The organism is Marilutibacter chinensis (genome assembly GCF_021725675.1).
Classification (GTDB): domain Bacteria; phylum Pseudomonadota; class Gammaproteobacteria; order Xanthomonadales; family Xanthomonadaceae; genus Marilutibacter; species Marilutibacter chinensis.
In genome coordinates, this window is record NZ_JAKJPO010000001.1 from 83,871 (window position 1) to 101,918 (window position 18,048).

The following is an 18,048-nucleotide window of genomic DNA, read 5'->3' on the forward strand; positions in this document are numbered from 1 at the left end:
ATTTCTCCAAGGCCGGGCGGAATAGTTTCGTCGCTGCGGCGTGATGCGGCGGTCAGTTCAGATTTCCCGCGCCAGTCGTTCGGCAAGGCCGGTATAGCGGGCCGGGGTCATCGCGAGCAGCGCTTGGCGCGCCTCTTCCGGGAGTTCCAGGCCCTCGACGAAGGCGCGCATCGACTCGGCGTCGATGCCCTGGCGACCGCGGGTCAGGGCCTTCAGCTGTTCGTAGGGATTCGGCAGGCCGTAGCGGCGCATCACCGTCTGCACCGCCTCCGCCAGTACCTCCCAGGCCGCGTCGAGGTCCTCGGCCAGCCGCTCCGGATTCGCGCTGAGCTTGCCGAGGCCGCGCAACAGCGCGTCGAAGCCGATCAGCGCATGGCCGTATGCGGTGCCCAGCGCGCGCAGCGTGGTCGAGTCGGTCAGGTCGCGCTGCCAGCGGCTGATCGGCAGCTTGGCGGCGAAGTGCTCGAACAGCGCGTTGGCGACGCCGAAATTGCCTTCGGCGTTCTCGAAGTCGATCGGATTGACCTTGTGCGGCATCGTCGAGCTGCCGACTTCCCCGGCCTTGACCGCCTGTTTGAAATAGCCCAGAGAGATATAGCCCCAGACATCGCGGGCCAGGTCGATGCAGATCGTGTCGATCCGCCGCTGCGCGTCGCACATCTCGGCGATGCCGTCGTGCGGCTCGATCTGGGTGGTGTACGGCTGCCAGTTCAGGCCGAGCGAATGCACGAAGCGCTCGGAGAACGCCGGCCAGTCGACTTCGGGATACGCGGCAACATGCGCGTTGTAGTTGCCGACCGCGCCGTTGATCTTGCCGGGCATGCGTGCTCCGGCGAGCGTTTCGCCCTGGCGCTGCAGGCGCGCGACGACGTTGGCGAGTTCCTTGCCGACCGTGGTCGGGGAGGCGGTCTGGCCATGGGTGCGCGACAGCATCGGCAGCCCGGCATATTCGTGCGCCATCGCGCGCAGCTTCTGGATCAGCTCGTCGAGCTTCGGCAGCAGCACGTGCTGGCGGGCCTCGTTGAGCATCAGCGCGTAGCTGAGATTGTTGATGTCCTCGCTGGTGCAGGCGAAGTGGACGAATTCCAGTGCCGGCCCCAGCGCGGCGTCGTCCTTCAGCCGTTCCTTGATGAAGTACTCGACGGCCTTGACATCGTGGTTGGTCGTCCGCTCGATCTCCTTGACCCGGGCCGCGTCGTCGACCGACAGCCCGTCGGCGAGCGCACGCAGGCGCTCTGCCGCGGCGTCGGAGAACGGCTCGAGCTCGGCGATTCCGGGCTCGGCAGCCAACGCCAGCAGCCATTCGACCTCGACCCTGACCCTCGCCTTGATCAGGCCGTACTCGGAAAAGATCGGACGCAATGCGTCGACCTTGCCGGCATAGCGGCCATCGAGCGGGGACAGGGCGACGAGCTGGGACTGGACGGGCATGGCGACGGCGACTGCGTGCTGGAGGCGGGCGCGCATTCTAACGCCGATGGCCCGGGGCCGTGGGCGGCCGGCTCACGCACCGGCCACGGCGGCGCCCGTATCCTGATGTGTCACAGACAGCATTCCGGAACCGGAGAACGTGATGGCCAGTCAGGACTACCGCATCGAACACGACAGCATGGGCGAGTTGCGGGTGCCGGCAGACGCCCTGTGGGGCGCGCAGACCCAGCGTGCGGTGCAGAACTTCAGGATCTCCGGTCAGCGCATGCCACGCGATTTCATCCGGGCGCTCGGCCTGATCAAGGCCGCCGCCGCCGAGGCCAACGGCCGCTTCGGCCTGCTCGGCAAGGGGGCGGCGGCGGCGATCCGCAAGGCCGCGCTGGAAGTGGCCGGCGGCGACCACGACGCGCATTTTCCGATCGACGTGTTCCAGACCGGCTCGGGCACGTCCAGCAACATGAACGCCAACGAGGTCATCGCCCGCCTGGCGGCGGGAACGCGGCTGAAGGTCCATCCGAACGACCACGTGAACCTCGGCCAGAGCTCGAACGACGTAGTGCCGAGCGCGATCCGGGTCTCGGCCTGCATTTCCGCGCGCGAGTCGCTGCTGCCGGCACTGGTGCACCTGCGTCGGACCATCGAGCGGCGGGCCCGCGCGCTTGGCAAGGTCACCAAGACCGGCCGCACCCACCTGATGGACGCGATGCCGCTGACCTTCGCCCAGGAGTTCGGCGCCTGGGCCTCGCAACTGCGTTCGGCCGAGGCGCGGATCGTGGACTCGCTCAAGCGCCTGCGGCGGCTGCCGATCGGCGGCACCGCGATCGGTACCGGCATCAATGCCGACCCGCGCTTCGGTACGGCGGTGGTGAAGGCGCTGTCGTCGCTGGCGGGCGTGCGCTTCGAATCGGCCCCGGACCGCTTCGAGGGAATCGCCGCCCAGGACGACGCGGTCGAGCTGTCGGGACAGCTCAACGTGCTGGCAGTGGCCCTGATGAAGATCGCCAACGACCTGCGCCTGATGAATTCGGGCCCGCTTGCCGGGCTCGGGGAGATCGAGCTGCCGGCGCTGCAGCCTGGCAGCTCGATCATGCCCGGCAAGGTCAACCCGGTGATTCCCGAGGCGGTGACGATGGTCTGCGCGCAGGTGATGGGGCATCACACCGCGATCACCGTCGCGGGCCAGAGCGGCAACTTCCAGCTCAACGTGATGTTGCCGCTGATCGCCTGCGATCTGCTCGACGGGGCCGGGCTGCTGGCGAACGCGATGCGCCACCTCGCCGACGACGCCATTGCCGGGCTGGTGGTGCGCAGGGATCGCGTCGAGGAGGCGCTGGCGCGCAATCCGATCCTGGTGACCGCGCTGAACCCCATTATCGGCTACGAGAAGGCCGCCGCGGTCGCCAAGCAGGCGTACCGGGAAGGGCGGCCGGTGCTGGAGGTCGCGGTCGAAGCGACCGGGATGCCGGCGCGCGAACTCAGGCGCCTGCTGGATCCGGCGGCGCTGACCCGCGGCGGCATCCGGGACGGCGGTTGACTGGCTCGCACGCTGGCTTCGGGCGGGTATGTTTCCCTGCGCGAGCGGTTATGGCAGGGTGGTGCGGCGGACGGGCTGCCCGGACCGCGAACCAAGCGGGAGCGCGCGCCCGCGCCCTTACGGAGGGGGTCCGAACATGCGGAGCGTCCCGATGAACCTGCTGCTGGTGTGCGTCATGGCGGGTACGGCCAGTTGCACGGAGCGGCCGCGTGTCGACGACGGCCCGGTCCAAAAGGTCGGCAAAGTCGAATTCGAGCGCTACTTCGTCGCGGCGGCCGAACAGGATGCCGAGAAGGACAGGTACAAGCGCTGTATGCGCTATCCGAACCCTCCCGGTTCCGATTGGTCGGAGGCATTGATACTCGCCATATGCGGGGATCATGCCTCACCGGTAGAAAAGGGCGACCGGATCCAGGCCATGGTGGGCGAGGAGGACTGGTCCGGATTGCAGGCGCTCTACGAGGGGCGGCTGCGCAAGCATCACTCCGGAGAGGATCCGGAGCGGGTGCTGTATCGGCTCTTCCTTTCCGACCTGTGGCCGTCCCTGGATGATCTCGACGCGTCCAGCCGCCGGTGGTTGCGGGCCGTGCCCGAGAGTCCGTATGCGAAGACATTGCGTGCGGAGGCCCTGCTGCGTCTAGCCTGGAAGGCTCGTGGTCAGGGCTTCGTTCGCGACATTCCCGTTTCCAGGATCAGGAAGATGCGCCGTCTTGCCGACCAGGCGATAGGCCTGGCCGAATCGGCGCTCGAGTCGGAAGCGGGGTTGATGCCGGCCTATGCGATCGTGATGCAGGCTTCGGCACTCAACGGTCGTCGCAATGCACTCCAGCTGTTGCGGCGCGCGCTCGAAGTGTCGCCGGACTCCTACTACATGCGACTCGCGGTACTGCCGTATCTCCAGCCCAAGTGGGGCGGCCGTCTCGAGGACATGGAGCGGGTAGTGGACGATGCCCAGGAGTTGTCGACGGTGAACGCCAGGATGCCGCTGCTGAAAACGTGGCAGGTGTCGTTCTCCGCAGGCGATTACAACGCACCCGACAGGTACGCGCCGGCGCTGAAGACCTTTCGAGAGGCGATGGCTTTCGGGCCCGAGTACTCGACGATGTATGAAGCGGTCTGGCTGGCCGCGCAGGCGGATCAGTATGCCGAGTCGGCGGTCATAGCCAGTCAACTCATCCGTCTGAACGGAAAGACCATCTATGCCTTGTCAAAGCGGGCTTGGGCCTTCGAGATGGCCGGGGACTGGCCCCGGGCCCTGAATGACTATATGGCGGCAGCGGAGCGCGACCCGGGGAACTCCGATCATCTTGAACGGATCGCCGGGATCCACCATGGAAGGCGGAACTTCGGGGTGGCGGAGGAGTACTACCTCAAGGCCTTGGCGATGGATCCGGACAATACCCGGGCCCTGCGCGGTGCCTGCCGCATGTGGGTGCACCTGACGCTGGAACCAGGCAAGGCCGAACCCTACGCGCAAAGACTGGTGGGACTGTTGCCGGACGATCCCGACGCCTGGCTGCTGTTGGCGAACGTACAACACAGCCTGAAGCGCCCCGAGGTGCGCGACACCGCGCGCAGGTTCCTGGAGCTGGCCCCGCCGGACGATCCGGAGTTTGCGGGACCAGTAAAGAACATCCAGAGATTCCTCGGCGATAACTGAAGCGTCGCCGGACGCAGGCTCAAATGTCGACCTTGCCGTCGTCCATGCAGTCGTCGATGTCGGCTTGGTCGAGGTCGGCGTAGGGCGCAAATTCGGGCAGCGATTCGACCAGCGCCTGCTCGGTTTCCATCATCGGCGGCAACTGTTCGCAGAGCCTGGTCACCGACGCCATGATCTTGTCTTCGACGTCGGCCTCGATGCGCTTCTCGATGTCTTTCTCGGAGTCGCCGGTGAAGATGCCCTTGATCGCGTCGCCGATCGCGTCGGTCGCGATACCGGCGGCGTGCAGGCCGACCTCGGCGCCGGCTTCGGCGACGATGGCGACGTGCTCGCGGTACTGCATCAGGAGCGCGCGCTGCGCGTCGTTGATCGCGACCTTGTCGCCGCCGATCAGCAGGTCGCCTTGCGGGGTGATCTTCGCTTCGGGCGCGTTCTTGTCGTCGCTGTTGAGGGTGATGTCGCCTTCGCGGACTTCCCTGCGGACCTCTTCGCGAACTTCGACCAGTGCCTTGGCGATGCCCGAGCGGGTTTCCTCCGAAGCTTCGGCGGCAGTTCCGCCGGCCGCGGATCCATCTCCGTCCCGGCCGCCGCATGCGGCGAGCCAGGGCACGAGGGAGAGCAGGGCGACGGCGAGAACGATGGGGCTCTTCATGATGGGGTCTCCAGATCAGCGTGACGCGAACCCTTGGCGGACCTGCTCTTCGCAGTCGTCGACGTCGTCCGCTTCGAGGGTGGCATAGGGGCGGAACTGCGGCAGGCTGCGTGCGAGCCGCTGTTGCGATTCCATCGCTGCGGGCAGTTGCCTGCAGAGGTTCCGCACCGCCGGCTCGATCTCCTCCGCGATGGTGCGTTCGACGCGACGCTCGAGGCTTCCGGTCATCGCGCCGAACAGCATGCCGACCCAGGAGGTGCCCACTGCATCGAGTGCGGCCTCGGCACCGCGCTGGCCGATATCGATGCCGGACCGGGCGATGCCCACCACCAGTCCGCGGTAGGCGAGCAGCTCGCGGCGCTGGTCGGCATCGATGGTCTGCGCGCGACCCTCGATCAGGAAATCGCCCTGCGGCGTGATCTCGGCCCGTGGCAGGTCGGCATGCGGACGGTCGGACCTACCGAAGTGCATGCCGTCGTCGAGGCGCAGGTTGCCGGTTTCGAGCTCCTGCCGGGCTCGAGCGAGTTCGACGTCGACCTCCTGGCGCGCGTCGGCCAGCTCCTGTCGGATCTCGGCGCCGATACCCGACGGTGCGGGGTCCGCGGCCTGCGCGGCGAGGGGCAGCAGCAGGCACAACATGGCGGGAAGTATGCGAAGGGTGCTCATCGTGGTCGTCTTCCGGGGGATGGCGGCAGGGCGCATGGCTCAGTTGTCGTCGCGCCAGCGGCGCAGGCGGATCGCGGCGAAGATCAGGGTCGCGCCGACGACCGCGCCGATCCACAGCTCCGGCATCGAGAGGTTCTCCAGCATGCCCATCGGTGATGCTTCGTGGAGCAGCGGTTCGATGCCGTCCTGGTCGTTGATCAGACTGTCGGAGCCTTCGCGGTAGGGCAGGTGGATGCCGGGCACGGTGCCCAGCAGCGCGCGGCCGACCACGTTCGACCAGAACCAGCCGCTCTGCATGTTGAACAGCTCCATCACGTCGAACCAGCTGACGAAGATGCCTGCGAAGACCGGGATCATGATCGCCCACAGGAACGGCTTGCTGCGCGCCCAGACCGAACACAGCATCAGCCAGCCGACGGTCGGCAGCGCCCACAGCGCATAGACCGGGATCCAGGTCAGGTGGCCGAGGGTCAGGTTGAACAGGTGCGCGGGGCCCCACAGAAGCGTGATCGGGTTGCCTCCGTGGACCAGGACCACGATGCTGATCATCGCCAGGAAGCCGAACATCGTGGCAACGCCGACCAGGCCCGCGATCACCGGGGCGACCAGGGTCGCGCTGGCAACCTTCGACAGTACGGTCTCGGTGTCCGACAGCGGCAGCGATTTCCAGAACAGCACACTGCGGTCCTTGCGTTCGTCGTACAGCGCTCCGATGCAGTAGAAGAACACCACGAAGGCGAGCACGATGTAGGGCCACATGCCGCTGAAGAACAGCGACAGGTCGATGCCCTGGCTGAGCTTGGCGATGTCCTCGGCGCTGAGCTTGCTGGTCAGCATCGCCAGATCGAAGCCATTGATCTGCACGCCGTCGATCTCGATCTCGCCGGCGGCCGCGGCGCGGTAGCCCGCGACCAGTCCGACGATGATGCCCATCAGCGTCAGCAACAGGGAAATGCCTCCGGCGATGACCGGAGCCCAGAAGAAACCGCCGCGATGCTCCCAGAACTCGCGCTTGAGCAGCAGCTTGAACTTGTGGGTCGGGTGGGGCGCCGCATGCGGGCCCCGCGCCGGCGAATCGTGGGTTTCGGCGATGGCGTTCATGCGTAGGTTCCCTTCATGGTGGCGACGAACAGGTCGGCCAGGCCCGGGGTGCGGGTCTCGCCGAGGGCAGCCAGGCGTTGGGCGGTCACGCCGGAAGGCGAGCCGTCGGGCAGCCGGCCGTCGTACAGCATCACGGTCTTGCCGAACGGCAGCGCGCGCTCGTCGATCGGCCCCAGGCTCCGCGCTTCCTCGGTCCGGTCGCCGTTGACCAGGACCTCGACGAAGCGTTCGCCCAGCTCGTCCATCCCGCTCTCCAGCACGATCCTGCCGTCGCGGATGAACATCACGTCGGTGAGGATGTGTTCGATCTCCTCGACCTGATGCGTGGTCACGATGATGGTCTTTTGCTCGTCGAAGTAGTCCTCCAGCAGGCGCTGGTAGAACTGCTTGCGGTAGAGGATGTCCAGGCCCAGGGTCGGCTCGTCGAGCACCAGCAGGCGGGCATCGATCGCCATCACCAGGGCCAGGTGCAGCTGTACGATCATGCCCTTGGACATCTCGCGTACCCGCATGTTCGGCTTGAGCTGGGTGCCCTGGAGAAAGCGCTCGCAGCGGGCCTTGTCGAAGCGCGGATGCACGCCGGATACGAACTCGATGGCCTCCTTGACCTTCATCCAGCGAGGCAGCACGGCGACGTCGGCGATGAAGCACACGTCCCGCATCAACTCGTCGCGCTGGGTGCGCGGGTCCAGCCCGAGCACGCTGAGCGAACCCTCGAACGGAATCAGCCCGAGCATCGCCTTCAGCGCGGTGGTCTTGCCGGCGCCGTTGGGGCCGATCAGGCCGACGATGCGACCGGCGGGGATCTCGAACGCCGTGTTGTCCAGCGCGAGTTTGTTCTTGTAGGCCTTGCGCAGGCCCCGGGCGTCGATGACGGTGGAAGCGTTCATTGCGTGCCTCCATTGCCTTCGCCCGCGGCCAGCAGCTCCTCGGTGCGCAGTCCCAGGCGGGCGATGCGCTCGAGTACCAGCGGCCATTCTTCTTTCAGGAACCGTTCGCGCTCGTTGACCAGCAGCTTCCGGGCGGCTTCTTCGGTGACGTACATGCCAAGTCCCCTGCGTTTCTCGATGAGGGCCTCGTCCGCGAGCTCCTGGTAGGCACGCGAGACGGTGATGGGGTTGAGCTGATACTCGGCCGCGACCTGCCGGACCGAGGGCAGGGCGTCGCCCGGCTTGAGCACGCCGTCGAGCATCATCGCGATGACGCGCTCCTTCAGCTGACGGTAGATCGGAGCGCCGTCGCTCCATTGGATGGCGGTCATGGTCAACCCCGCGGTGCGAATGAGAAATAGGGCATCACCAGCGGCTGGCGGTTGTCGCGCCGGCTGCGGCTGGATGTGGTGGTGGCCGCGTCCGTGGCCGATTTGATGTTCTGGATCAGCGGCGCGGCGGGGGCCGTGGCCGGCAGTTCCGCGGCCTGTGCGGAACATGGCGAGGCTTCCGCGCATGGGGCCGGGGCGGCGGTGAGCGTCGTACCGATGAGGGCGAGGGTGTCGACGCCGGCATGGTCAACCGTCACGTTCAGCTTCGTGACCCGGTCGCCGGCCCGGATCAGCGGACTGACGCCGACCAGCGCGAGGACCAGGGCCACGCTGCAGGTGGTGAGGGCGGTAAGGCTATTTCGGAGCTTGCGGTTCATTGGGGGCCGTCCTGCTCGTTGGTAGACCGGTGTTGTATGCAACTATAACACCAAAACACGACCGGTCAAGCCCCACGGACCTGCCGCGCCACCCAACTGAAGTCATACTGTGCTGATCGCCTGTCCGGAGACGCCCGCATGGCCCCGATTCGCCTGAAACGTCCGTTGCCGCTGGTTCCTGCGTTGTGCCTGCTCCTGTGCCTGACACTGGTTGCGGGGGTTGTCTTCGCCGCCGGCGGCTTGCTGGCCCACAGCTACCGTCCGCTGGCGGGCAAGACGCCGGTCGATCTTGCGGATACGTATGGGGGCGATGTCCTGCTGATCGTCAACACGGCCAGCAAGTGCGGCTTCACCCCGCAGTTCGAGGGGCTCGAGGCCCTGCATGCCCGTTATCGGGAGCGGGGATTCGCGGTGCTGGGCTTCCCGTCGGGCGACTTCAAGGAACAGGAGTTCGAGGACGAAGCGCAGATCCAGGAGTTCTGTACGCTGACCTACGGGGTCAGGTTCCCGATGTTCCAGAAAGTGCACGTGGTCGGCGACCAGGCAACGCCGCTGTACCGTGAACTGGCCACCGCCGCCGGCGAGGCGCCCAAATGGAACTTCCACAAGTACCTGGTCGGCCGCGACGGCCGTCTGATCGCCAGCTACGGCAGCCGTACCACCCCGGACGATCCGGCGCTGGTCGCGACGATCGAGCGTGCGCTGGCGGCGCCGCGTCCGGCTTCCGCCGCCGATTGAGCCTTCGGGATTTGCCGCGGTGGCATGAGCCCGCGACAATGGCCGCCTGTTCCGCTGCCTCAGCGGAGAGCGGATGCGGTCCGTGGTCGCGCCCGGCGGCGCATCCAACGTCGCCCGCTGCCATCGACCGGTCCTGATCACCACAGTCCGACTCGATACATTCGATACCGCAACATCCACCGAAACAGGAGCAGGTTTGCAATGAAGGCTTTGATGCGTGGCGCCGCCGCGCTGCTGGTATCCGCCGTGGCGATCACCGGCGTCGTCTCCGCCCCGGTGGCGCAGGCGCAGGACAAGACCGCGCTGGGCAGCGATCGGGAGAAGGTCAGCTACATGGTGGGCCACGATGTCGGCCGGTCGATCGAGCCGATCGGTCCGGATCTTGACTTCCAGGCCTTCCAGCGTGCGATCGAGAACGCGTTCGAAGGCGGCAAGCCGCTGATCAGCGAGGCCGAGGCGCCGGCGGTGGGCCAGGCGATGATGATGCGCTCGGCGGCGCGCGCGGGCCAGGCGCCGGAAGGCGCGCAGATCCCGGAAGTGGCCAAGGACAAGGCCGGCTATCTGGTCGGTGCCGACATCGGCCGTTCGCTGACGCCGATCAAGGACGAGCTCGATCTGCCGGTGCTGATCCAGGCCGTCCGCACCGTCGTGAACGGTGGGTCGCTGTTGCTGGACGAGACCGAGCTGGCGGCCGTGCGCGACGCGTTCTCGGCGCGTCTGAAGGAGAAGGCCGCCGCCAAGGGCGAGGCCAACAAGGCCGAGGGCGAGCAGTTCCTTGCCGGGAACAAGGCGGTCAAGGGCGTATTCAGCACTCCGTCGGGCCTGCAGTACATGGTGTTGCGCCAGGGTTCGGGCCCACGTCCGAAGCCGACCGACACCGTGCGCGTGAACTACCGCGGTACGCTGCTCGATGGCACCCAGTTCGACAGTTCCTACGATCGTGGCCAGCCGGCCGAGTTCGCGCTGAACCAGGTGATCGCAGGCTGGACCGAAGGTCTGGCGCTGATGCCGGTGGGCAGCAAGTACAAGTTCTGGATCCCGGGCGATCTGGGCTACGGTGCGCGTGGCGCGCCGGGCGGCGTGATCGGACCGAATGCGTTGCTGGTATTCGAAGTCGAGCTTCAGGCGATCCTGTAAAGCTTGGGCCCGGCTGCCGACGGCGCCATGCATGCGTATACATGGCGCCGCACCGTGGCCGGAGCGGCGGACCGGCCGGGATGTCGCGGCCGCGTTCATCGTCCGCGTGCGACCCTTGCGTCTTTCCTCTTTCCCTCCTACTGCCGGAATTCCGTCAATGTCCAAGATTGCACGCACCGCCAAGGTCGCGCTGACCCTCTCCGCCCTGAGCATTGCACTGCTTTCGGCCTGCACGCCATCCACGGACGCTCCCGGTGGCAGCGGCGACGAGCAGGCCGCAGCCGGCACGGCCGAGGGCGACGCGCCGGTAATCGAGGGGTTGGAAGGCGACAAGGCCCAGGCCAGCTACATGATCGGCATGGAGATCGGCAAGTCGCTCGAACCCATGAAGGACGAGATCGATACCGAGGTTCTGTTCAAGGCGGTCCGCGACAGCCTGGACGGCAAGCCGCCGCTGTTGTCCGAAGAGCAGGTTCAACAGGTCGCCAGCCGCTTCGGCGAGCACATGGCGAAAAAGATGGAAGCCGAACGCGAGGCGGAGGCCAAGAAGAACGCCGAGGCCGGCCGGCAGTTCCTCGCCCTGAATGGCAAGAAGGAAGGGGTGAAGACCACCGGGTCGGGCCTGCAGTACGAGGTGATCAGTGAAGGCAGCGGACCGAAGCCGAAGGCGGAGGACGTCGTTCGCGTCCACTACAAGGGCACGCTCCTCGATGGCAGCACGTTCGATGACTCGACCGCGCGCGGCGAGCCTGCCGTGTTCCCGCTTGGACAGGTGGTACCCGGCTGGCGCGAGGGCCTGACCCTGATGCCGGTGGGCAGCAAGTACCGGTTCTGGATTCCCGGGGAGCTCGGCTACGGCGAGATGGGTACCCCGGGCGGCCCGATCGGTCCGAACGCCACCCTGGTGTTCGAAGTCGAACTGCTCGGGATCGAGGAACCGACGGCCAACTGAGCAGACGGCCCGGATCGGGAGCGCGCGTGCCGCCGCGGCGCATCAGGCGCGGCGTACCTTCTTTCCCGCAACAGCCGTCATTGCGACAGGATCGAGTATGCGAGTCACAATTTTCGGAACCGGTTATGTCGGCCTGGTCACCGGTACCTGCCTGGCCGATGTCGGCCATGACGTGGTCTGCGTCGACATCGATCAGGCCAAGATCGACGGTTTGAAGCGCGGTGTCGTACCCATTTTCGAGCCGGGTCTCGAGCCGATGGTCAAGGCCAACCACGCGGCCGGCCGGTTGCACTTCACCACCGACGCCGAATCGGCGATCGCACATGGCGACATCATATTCATCGCCGTCGGCACGCCGCCGGACGAGGACGGCAGTGCCGATCTCAGATACGTGCTCGAGGTCGCCCGCACGATCGGCCGGCATCTGTCGCGGCCGGCAGTGGTGGTCGACAAGTCGACCGTGCCGGTGGGCACGGCCGACAAGGTGCGCGCGGCGATCGCCGCCGAACTGCAGTCGCGTGGCGTCGGGATCGCGTTCGAGGTCGCTTCCAATCCCGAATTCCTCAAGGAAGGCGACGCCGTCAACGACTGCATGCGCCCCGATCGCATCGTGATCGGCGCCAGCGACCCGGCAGCGGTCGAAAAGCTCAAGCGCCTGTATGCGCCGTTCAACCGCAACCATGAGCGCATCGTGGCGATGGACGTGCGCTCGGCCGAGCTGACCAAATACGCCGCCAACGCGATGCTGGCGACCAAGATCAGTTTCATGAACGAGATCGCCAACATCGCCGAACGGGTCGGTGCCGACATCGAGATGGTCCGCCAGGGCATAGGCTCGGATCCACGGATCGGCTGGCACTTCATCTATCCTGGCGCCGGCTACGGCGGCTCGTGCTTCCCGAAGGACGTGCAGGCATTGGCGCGCACCGCCCACCAGCACGGTGTCGAGCCGCGCCTGCTCGATGCGGTGGAGGCGGTCAACGATCATCAGAAGGGCCACCTGTTCGAACTGATGGCGCGCCATTACGGCGGTGTCGACGGGTTGCGCGGGAAGACGGTTGCGGTGTGGGGGCTCGCGTTCAAGCCCAACACCGACGACATGCGCGAGGCATCCAGCCGCCGCCTGCTGGCGCAGCTGTGGGGCGCCGGCGCCCGGGTGCGCGCCTACGATCCGGAAGCGCGCCGGGAGGCGCAGCGGATCTTCGGCGAGCGCGATGATCTGGTGCTGTGCGACTCGGCAAACGCCGCGCTTGCGGACGCCGATGCGCTGGCGGTGGTGACCGAGTGGAAGCCGTTCCGCAGCCCCGATTTCGCGCGGATCCGGCAGGCACTCGCCGACAGCGTGATCTTCGATGGCCGCAACCTGTATCACCCCGACGAGGTCGAGGCCGCCGGTATCGCGTATTACGGTATCGGTCGCGGGCGCTCGATCGGCGCGGGTGGATCCGGCACCCAATGAACCCGATGGCGGAGCGATGCAGGGCGACCACGAACAACGTCTGACGGAGCTGGAGTCGCGTATCGCGTTCCAGGAGCACGCATTGAACGAGCTCAGCGATGCGCTTGCCGCTGCCCGCGATGAGGAGGCCCGCAATGCGCTTTTGCTTCACCGCGCGCTGGAAGAGCTCAGGCAATTGCGTCTCGCGCTTTCCAGCGGCCCAGTGACCGGCGATCCGTCGAACGAGCCGCCGCCCCCGCACTACTGATTGATCCGGAAGACCGGCCACAACGATGAGCGACTCCCTCCGCAACCAGCTGCTCGGGCTGGGGTTCAAGCCCCGCCCGGCGAAAGAATCGGCTAAGACCGTCGACCGGACCAGGCCAAAGGGCGGCGGCAAGCCGCGACAGGGCGCTGGGACAGGAAAACCCCCCAGGCCCGCCGGAAAGGCCCGCAGCCGCGAGGACATCGATCTCGCGAAAGCCTATGCGATCCGTGCCCAGCGCGAAAAGGAGGAGCGGATCGCGGCCGAACAGGCCCGGCAGGAGGAAGCGCGCAAGCGCCGTGAGGCCCGGGCCCGGCTCGCCGAAATGCTGCAGGGCAAGACATTGAACCGCGACGATGCCGATATCGCCCGCCACTTCGAGTACGGCGGCAAGATCAAGCGGATCTACGTGACGGCCGATCAGCTCAGGGCCCTCAATGCCGGCGAACTGGGCGTGATCCAGCAGAACGGCCGCTATCTGCTGGTGACCGCGGAAGTGCTGGCGCAGGCCGAGCAGCTGTTCGCCCCGGCGGTCGCGCTGAAGGTGGATCCCGGGGCGCCGGCCGCCGATGATCCATACGCCGATCCCAGGTACCAGGTGCCCGACGATCTGGTGTGGTAGCTGCCCGACCCGCGCTCCCTCTCCGGAACAGATAGGAACGACCGCAGGAGTGGCGTGGGCCGCGATCCCTGGAAGTCTCCAGGGTTTGCTGCGCAGACCCTGGGCCCCGCCGTTGCGCTTCCATACCCCCAATCGCGCTTGTGGCGCGAATCGCCCCCTGACTCAAGGGGGCATGGCTCCATGACGTAGGGGTGGCGCAAGCCGCGACAGCGCTTTCCCGGGAAGGCCCGATCGTGGCTTACGCCGTTCCTGCAAAGGCCCGAGGCCTGCGGTCCTCCCCGGCCCTCAGCATTCAGTCCGGATCGTAGTCGAGGTTCGACGCCAGCCAGCGCTCGGCCTGCGCCACGCCGACGCCCTTGCGGCTGGCGTAATCCGCGACCTGTTCCCTGCCGATCCGGCCGACCACGAAGTACTGGCTGCGCGGATGGCTGAAGTAATAGCCGGACACCGCGGCCGCCGGGTACATCGCGAAGCTCTCGGTCAGCCTGAGTCCGGCGTGTCGCTCCGCATCCAGGATCCGGAACAGGGTCGCCTTCTCGCTGTGTTCCGGGCAGGCCGGGTAGCCGGGGGCAGGGCGGATGCCCGCGTAGGCCTCGTCGATCAACGCCTCGTTGTCCAGCGCTTCGTCGCGCGCATAGCCCCAGAACTCCTTGCGCACGCGTTCGTGCAGGCGTTCGGCGAAGGCCTCCGCCAGCCGGTCGGCCAGCGCCTTGAGCAGGATCGCGTTGTAGTCGTCGTGGTCGGCCTCGAAGCGGGCGACGTGTTCCTCGATGCCGATGCCAGCGGTCACCGCGAATGCGCCGATCCAGTCCTGCCGACCGCTCGTTCGCGGGGCGACGAAGTCGGCGAGGCAGAAGTCCGGACGGTCGGACGGCTTGTCGGCCTGCTGGCGCAGGAAGTGCAGAACGACCGCCTCGTCGTCGATCCGCGCGATCACGTCGTCGCCGTCGCTGTTGGCTGGCCACAATCCGAATACGCCCTTCGCGATCAGCCAGCGTTCCTCGACGATCCGTCGCAGCATCGCACGGGCGTCGCGGTAGAGCTCGCTGGCCTGGGGACCGACGACCTTGTCGTCGAGGATCGCCGGGAACCTGCCGGCCAGCTCCCAGGTATTGAAGAACGGGGTCCAGTCGATATAGCCGACCAGCTCTTCCAGCGGATAGTCGTCCAGCACGTGCAGGCCGGGTTGCAGCGGGGCAGGTGGCGCGTAGGCGTCCCAGCCGCCGTCGAATCTCTGCCCGCGCGCTTTCTCCAACGACACCAGGCGCTTGCCGTCGCCTCGGTTGCGGTGGCGCTCGCGGATTTCGGCATAGTCGGCATCGTTGGCGGCAACGAACGGCCCTCGCAACTCGGCGCTGATAAGCGACTGGGCGACTCCCACCGCGCGGGAGGCATCCTTGACCCAGATGGTGGGCGCCGAGTAGTGCGGATGGATCTTCAGCGCGGTGTGCGCGCGCGAGGTGGTCGCGCCACCGATCAGCAATGGGGTCTCGAATCCCTGCCGCGAGAGCTCGCGGGCGACGTGGCTCATCTCCTCAAGCGACGGCGTGATCAGGCCCGACAGCCCGATCAGGTCCGCGTTCTCGGCCCGTGCGCGGTCGAGGATGGTCTGCGCGGGCACCATGACGCCCAGGTCCACCACCTCGAAGTTGTTGCAGGCCAGCACGACGCCGACGATGTTCTTGCCGATGTCGTGGACGTCGCCCTTGACCGTCGCCATCACGATCTTGCCGTTGGACTTGCCGGCGTCGCCGGTGCGCAGCTTCTCGGCCTCGATGAAGGGCAGCAGGTAGGCCACCGCCTTCTTCATCACCCGCGCGGATTTCACCACCTGCGGCAGGAACATCTTGCCGGCGCCGAACAGGTCGCCGACCACGTTCATGCCGTCCATCAGCGGGCCCTCTATCACGTCGAGCGGGCGGGCGGCCTGCGCCCGCGCTTCCTCGGTGTCGGCCTCGATGTACTGGTCGATGCCGTGAACCAGCGCGTGGCTCAGGCGTTCGCGCACCGGGCGCTCACGCCACGCCAGGTCCTCGACCTTCTTCTCGCCCTTGCGGCCCTTGAAGCGTTCGGCGATCTCCAGCAGCCGTTCGGTGGCATCGCGGCGCCGGTTCAAGACGACATCCTCGACCCGCTCGCGAAGCTCCGGGTCGAGATCGTCGTACAGGGGCAGGGCGCCGGCGTTGACGATGCCCATATCCATGCCGGCGCGGAGCGCATGGTAGAGGAACACCACGTGAATGGCCTGACGCACCGGTTCGTTGCCGCGGAACGCGAACGAGACGTTGGAGACGCCACCCGAGATGTGGCTGAGCGGGAAGCGCCGCTTCAGCTCGCGGGCGGCCTCGATGAACGCCACCGCATAGTCGTCGTGCTCCTCGATGCCGGTCGCGATCGCAAACACGTTCGGGTCGAAGATGATGTCCTCTGGCGGGAAACCGACCCGCTCGGTCAGCAACCGGTACGCGCGCGAGCAGATCTCGACCTTGCGTTCGACGGTGTCGGCCTGGCCGGCCTCGTCGAAGGCCATCACCACCACCGCGGCACCGTACCGGCGAACCAGCCGGGCCTGGCGCAGGAACTCGTCCTCGCCTTCCTTCATCGAGATCGAGTTGACGATGCCCTTGCCCTGCAGGCACTTCAGTCCGGCCTCGATCACGCTCCACTTCGAGCTGTCGACCATCACCGGGACGCGTGCGATATCCGGCTCGGCGGCGATCAGGTTGAGATAGTCGACCATCGCCTTTTCGGAATCGAGCAGGCCCTCGTCCATGTTGACGTCGATGACCTGCGCGCCGCTCTCGACCTGCTGGCGCGCGACCTCGACGGCTTCGTCGTAGCGGTCCTCCTTGATCAGCTTGCGGAACTTCGCGCTGCCGGTGACGTTGGTGCGCTCGCCGACGTTGACGAAGTTGCTCTCCGGCGTGATCGAGAGCGGTTCGAGTCCGGAAAGTCGGGTCTGGCGGGGGAGGGTCGTCATCGGGAGACAGGTACCTGGCCGCGGATGTCGCGGATGAACACGGATGGAGCAAAGCCGCAATGCCGGTCGGTCGATGCTCTGTCCGCGTCCATTCGCGCAATCCGCGGCGAAAGGGACAGGGTCATGCCGCGTCGGCCAGTTGCGGTACCTGTCGCGGCGGAATGTCGCGGACGGCGTCGGCGATCGCGGCGATGTGCTCCGGCGTGGTGCCGCAACAGCCGCCGACCAGATTCAACAGGCCGGCCCGCGCGAACTCGGCCAGTACGCCGGCCATGTCCTGCGGGGTCTCGTCGTAGCCGCCGAACGCGTTGGGCAGACCCGCGTTCGGATGGGTGCTGACATAAGCCTCGGCGACCTGCGAAAGCACGTCGACATGCACGCGCAGGTCGCGGGCGCCGAGCGCGCAGTTCAGTCCGATCGCCAGCGGTCTCGAATGACGCAGCGAGTACCAGAACGCTTCCGCGGTCTGCCCGGACAGGGTGCGGCCGGAGGCGTCGGTGATCGTGCCGGAGATCATCACCGGAAGGCGTGCACCGCGCGCGTCGAACGCGTCTTCTATCGCGAACAGCGCGGCCTTGGCGTTGAGGGTGTCGAACACGGTCTCGACCATCAGGACGTCGGCACCGCCGTCGATCAGGCCCTCGGCGGCCTCGCGATAGGCGTCGCGCAGCTCGTCGAAGGTGATCGCGCGGAACCCCGGGCGGTTCACGTCCGGACTCAGAGAGGCGGTGCGGCTGGTCGGGCCGATCACGCCGATCACGAAGCGCGGACGTTCCGGATCGGCGGACTCCGCAGCATCGCAGGCCTCCCGCGCCAGGCGCGCGCCGGCCTCGTTGAGCTCGCGTGCCAGGTGTTGCAGGCCGTAGTCGGCGAGCGAGATCGAGGTCGAATTGAAGGTATTGGTCTCGACCATGTCGGCGCCGGCATCGAGATAGGCGCGGTGGATTTCCCGGATGATCTCCGGCCGGGTCAGGCTGAGCAGGTCGTTGTTGCCGCGCTGGTCGCGACCACAGCCGCAGTCCGGGCCGTGGGCGTGTTCCCGGGCGGCGCGCTGCGCTGCCTCGTGCTCACGATCGAAGCCGTCGGCAAAGCGCTCGCCGCGGTAGTCGGCCTCGGCGAGGCCGTGCTGCTGGATCATCGTGCCCATCGCACCGTCGATCACCAGGATACGGTCGCGCAGGCATCGTTCCAGCGTCTGTGCACGGGCGGGGTTCAACCAGGGCAGATTCTGCAT

Annotated in this window: 17 protein-coding genes; 8 read left to right on the top strand and 9 right to left on the bottom strand. The window is 67.0% G+C overall.

The genetic code is table 11. The features are described from left to right. Positions 1 to 57 precede the first annotated feature (57 nt). On the bottom strand, positions 58 to 1,431 hold the full coding sequence (gene purB / locus L3V18_RS00345) for an adenylosuccinate lyase (protein ID WP_237052639.1): 1,374 nt from the start codon (positions 1,429 to 1,431) through the stop codon (positions 58 to 60). Positions 1,432 to 1,573: 142 nt separating this feature from the next. Between purB and L3V18_RS00350 the strand changes: the two genes are divergently transcribed. Together L3V18_RS00350 and L3V18_RS00355 are read left to right on the top strand one after the other, a co-directional pair. Continuing rightward, positions 1,574 to 2,965 carry a class II fumarate hydratase gene (locus L3V18_RS00350; RefSeq protein ID WP_237052640.1) on the top strand — a complete coding sequence of 464 codons (1,392 nt, stop codon included), beginning with the start codon at positions 1,574 to 1,576 and terminating at the stop codon, positions 2,963 to 2,965. A gap of 151 nt (positions 2,966 to 3,116) precedes the next feature. Beyond that, the gene (locus L3V18_RS00355) at positions 3,117 to 4,625 is read left to right on the top strand and encodes a tetratricopeptide repeat protein (RefSeq protein ID WP_237052641.1); all 1,509 of its coding nucleotides are present in this window, start codon (positions 3,117 to 3,119) and stop codon (positions 4,623 to 4,625) included. A gap of 19 nt (positions 4,626 to 4,644) precedes the next feature. Here the strand turns inward: L3V18_RS00355 and L3V18_RS00360 are convergent, their stop codons facing one another. Genes L3V18_RS00360 through L3V18_RS00385 form a run of 6 tightly spaced genes read right to left on the bottom strand, consistent with a single transcriptional unit; the run spans position 4,645 to position 8,682 of the window. Next, the gene (locus L3V18_RS00360; RefSeq protein WP_237052642.1) at positions 4,645 to 5,277 is read right to left on the bottom strand and encodes a DUF2884 family protein; all 633 of its coding nucleotides are present in this window, start codon (positions 5,275 to 5,277) and stop codon (positions 4,645 to 4,647) included. Positions 5,278 to 5,292: 15 nt separating this feature from the next. After that, positions 5,293 to 5,943: a hypothetical protein gene (locus L3V18_RS00365; protein ID WP_237052643.1), complete on the bottom strand. Its 651-nt coding sequence runs from the start codon at positions 5,941 to 5,943 to the stop codon at positions 5,293 to 5,295. A gap of 39 nt (positions 5,944 to 5,982) precedes the next feature. Beyond that, positions 5,983 to 7,044 carry a hypothetical protein gene (locus L3V18_RS00370; protein ID WP_237052644.1) on the bottom strand — a complete coding sequence of 354 codons (1,062 nt, stop codon included), beginning with the start codon at positions 7,042 to 7,044 and terminating at the stop codon, positions 5,983 to 5,985. Further along, positions 7,041 to 7,934: an ABC transporter ATP-binding protein gene (locus L3V18_RS00375; protein WP_237052645.1), complete on the bottom strand. Its 894-nt coding sequence runs from the start codon at positions 7,932 to 7,934 to the stop codon at positions 7,041 to 7,043. The genes L3V18_RS00370 and L3V18_RS00375 overlap by 4 nt, the downstream gene beginning before the upstream one ends. Next, positions 7,931 to 8,305 carry a GntR family transcriptional regulator gene (locus L3V18_RS00380; protein WP_237052646.1) on the bottom strand — a complete coding sequence of 125 codons (375 nt, stop codon included), beginning with the start codon at positions 8,303 to 8,305 and terminating at the stop codon, positions 7,931 to 7,933. Before L3V18_RS00380 ends, L3V18_RS00375 begins: the two co-directional genes overlap by 4 nt. Positions 8,306 to 8,307: 2 nt before the next feature. Next, a complete protein-coding gene (locus tag L3V18_RS00385) occupies positions 8,308 to 8,682 on the bottom strand; it encodes a hypothetical protein (RefSeq protein ID WP_237052647.1) in 375 nt (124 codons plus the stop codon). A gap of 138 nt (positions 8,683 to 8,820) precedes the next feature. On the opposite strand from L3V18_RS00385, the gene L3V18_RS00390 reads away from it, so the two are divergent. The 6 genes from L3V18_RS00390 (at position 8,821) to L3V18_RS00415 (ending at position 13,834) form a co-directional block, all read left to right on the top strand. Continuing rightward, entirely contained in the window at positions 8,821 to 9,420 is a 600-nt protein-coding gene (locus L3V18_RS00390; protein WP_237052648.1) for a glutathione peroxidase, read from the top strand. Between the two features lie 201 nt (positions 9,421 to 9,621). Beyond that, positions 9,622 to 10,557, top strand: a complete 936-nt coding sequence (locus L3V18_RS00395) for an FKBP-type peptidyl-prolyl cis-trans isomerase (protein ID WP_237052649.1) — start codon at positions 9,622 to 9,624, stop codon at positions 10,555 to 10,557. Positions 10,558 to 10,714: 157 nt separating this feature from the next. Next, positions 10,715 to 11,509 carry an FKBP-type peptidyl-prolyl cis-trans isomerase gene (locus L3V18_RS00400; protein ID WP_237052650.1) on the top strand — a complete coding sequence of 265 codons (795 nt, stop codon included), beginning with the start codon at positions 10,715 to 10,717 and terminating at the stop codon, positions 11,507 to 11,509. A gap of 97 nt (positions 11,510 to 11,606) precedes the next feature. Next, positions 11,607 to 12,968 (top strand): UDP-glucose dehydrogenase family protein, encoded by a 1,362-nt coding sequence (locus L3V18_RS00405; protein ID WP_237052651.1) that lies wholly within the window; start codon positions 11,607 to 11,609, stop codon positions 12,966 to 12,968. Beyond that, positions 12,949 to 13,215 (top strand): SlyX family protein, encoded by a 267-nt coding sequence (locus tag L3V18_RS00410; protein WP_425493442.1) that lies wholly within the window; start codon positions 12,949 to 12,951, stop codon positions 13,213 to 13,215. Before L3V18_RS00405 ends, L3V18_RS00410 begins: the two co-directional genes overlap by 20 nt. 25 nt (positions 13,216 to 13,240) lie before the next feature. Further along, positions 13,241 to 13,834, top strand: coding sequence for a DUF2058 domain-containing protein (locus tag L3V18_RS00415; RefSeq protein WP_237052652.1), 594 nt, complete (start codon positions 13,241 to 13,243; stop codon positions 13,832 to 13,834). 292 nt (positions 13,835 to 14,126) lie between these two features. On the opposite strand, the gene metH is transcribed toward L3V18_RS00415, so the two are convergent. Next, positions 14,127 to 16,814, bottom strand: a complete 2,688-nt coding sequence (gene metH / locus L3V18_RS00420; RefSeq protein WP_237052653.1) for a methionine synthase — start codon at positions 16,812 to 16,814, stop codon at positions 14,127 to 14,129. 121 nt (positions 16,815 to 16,935) lie between these two features. Next, positions 16,936 to 18,048 (bottom strand): homocysteine S-methyltransferase family protein, encoded by a 1,113-nt coding sequence (locus L3V18_RS00425; RefSeq protein WP_237052654.1) that lies wholly within the window; start codon positions 18,046 to 18,048, stop codon positions 16,936 to 16,938.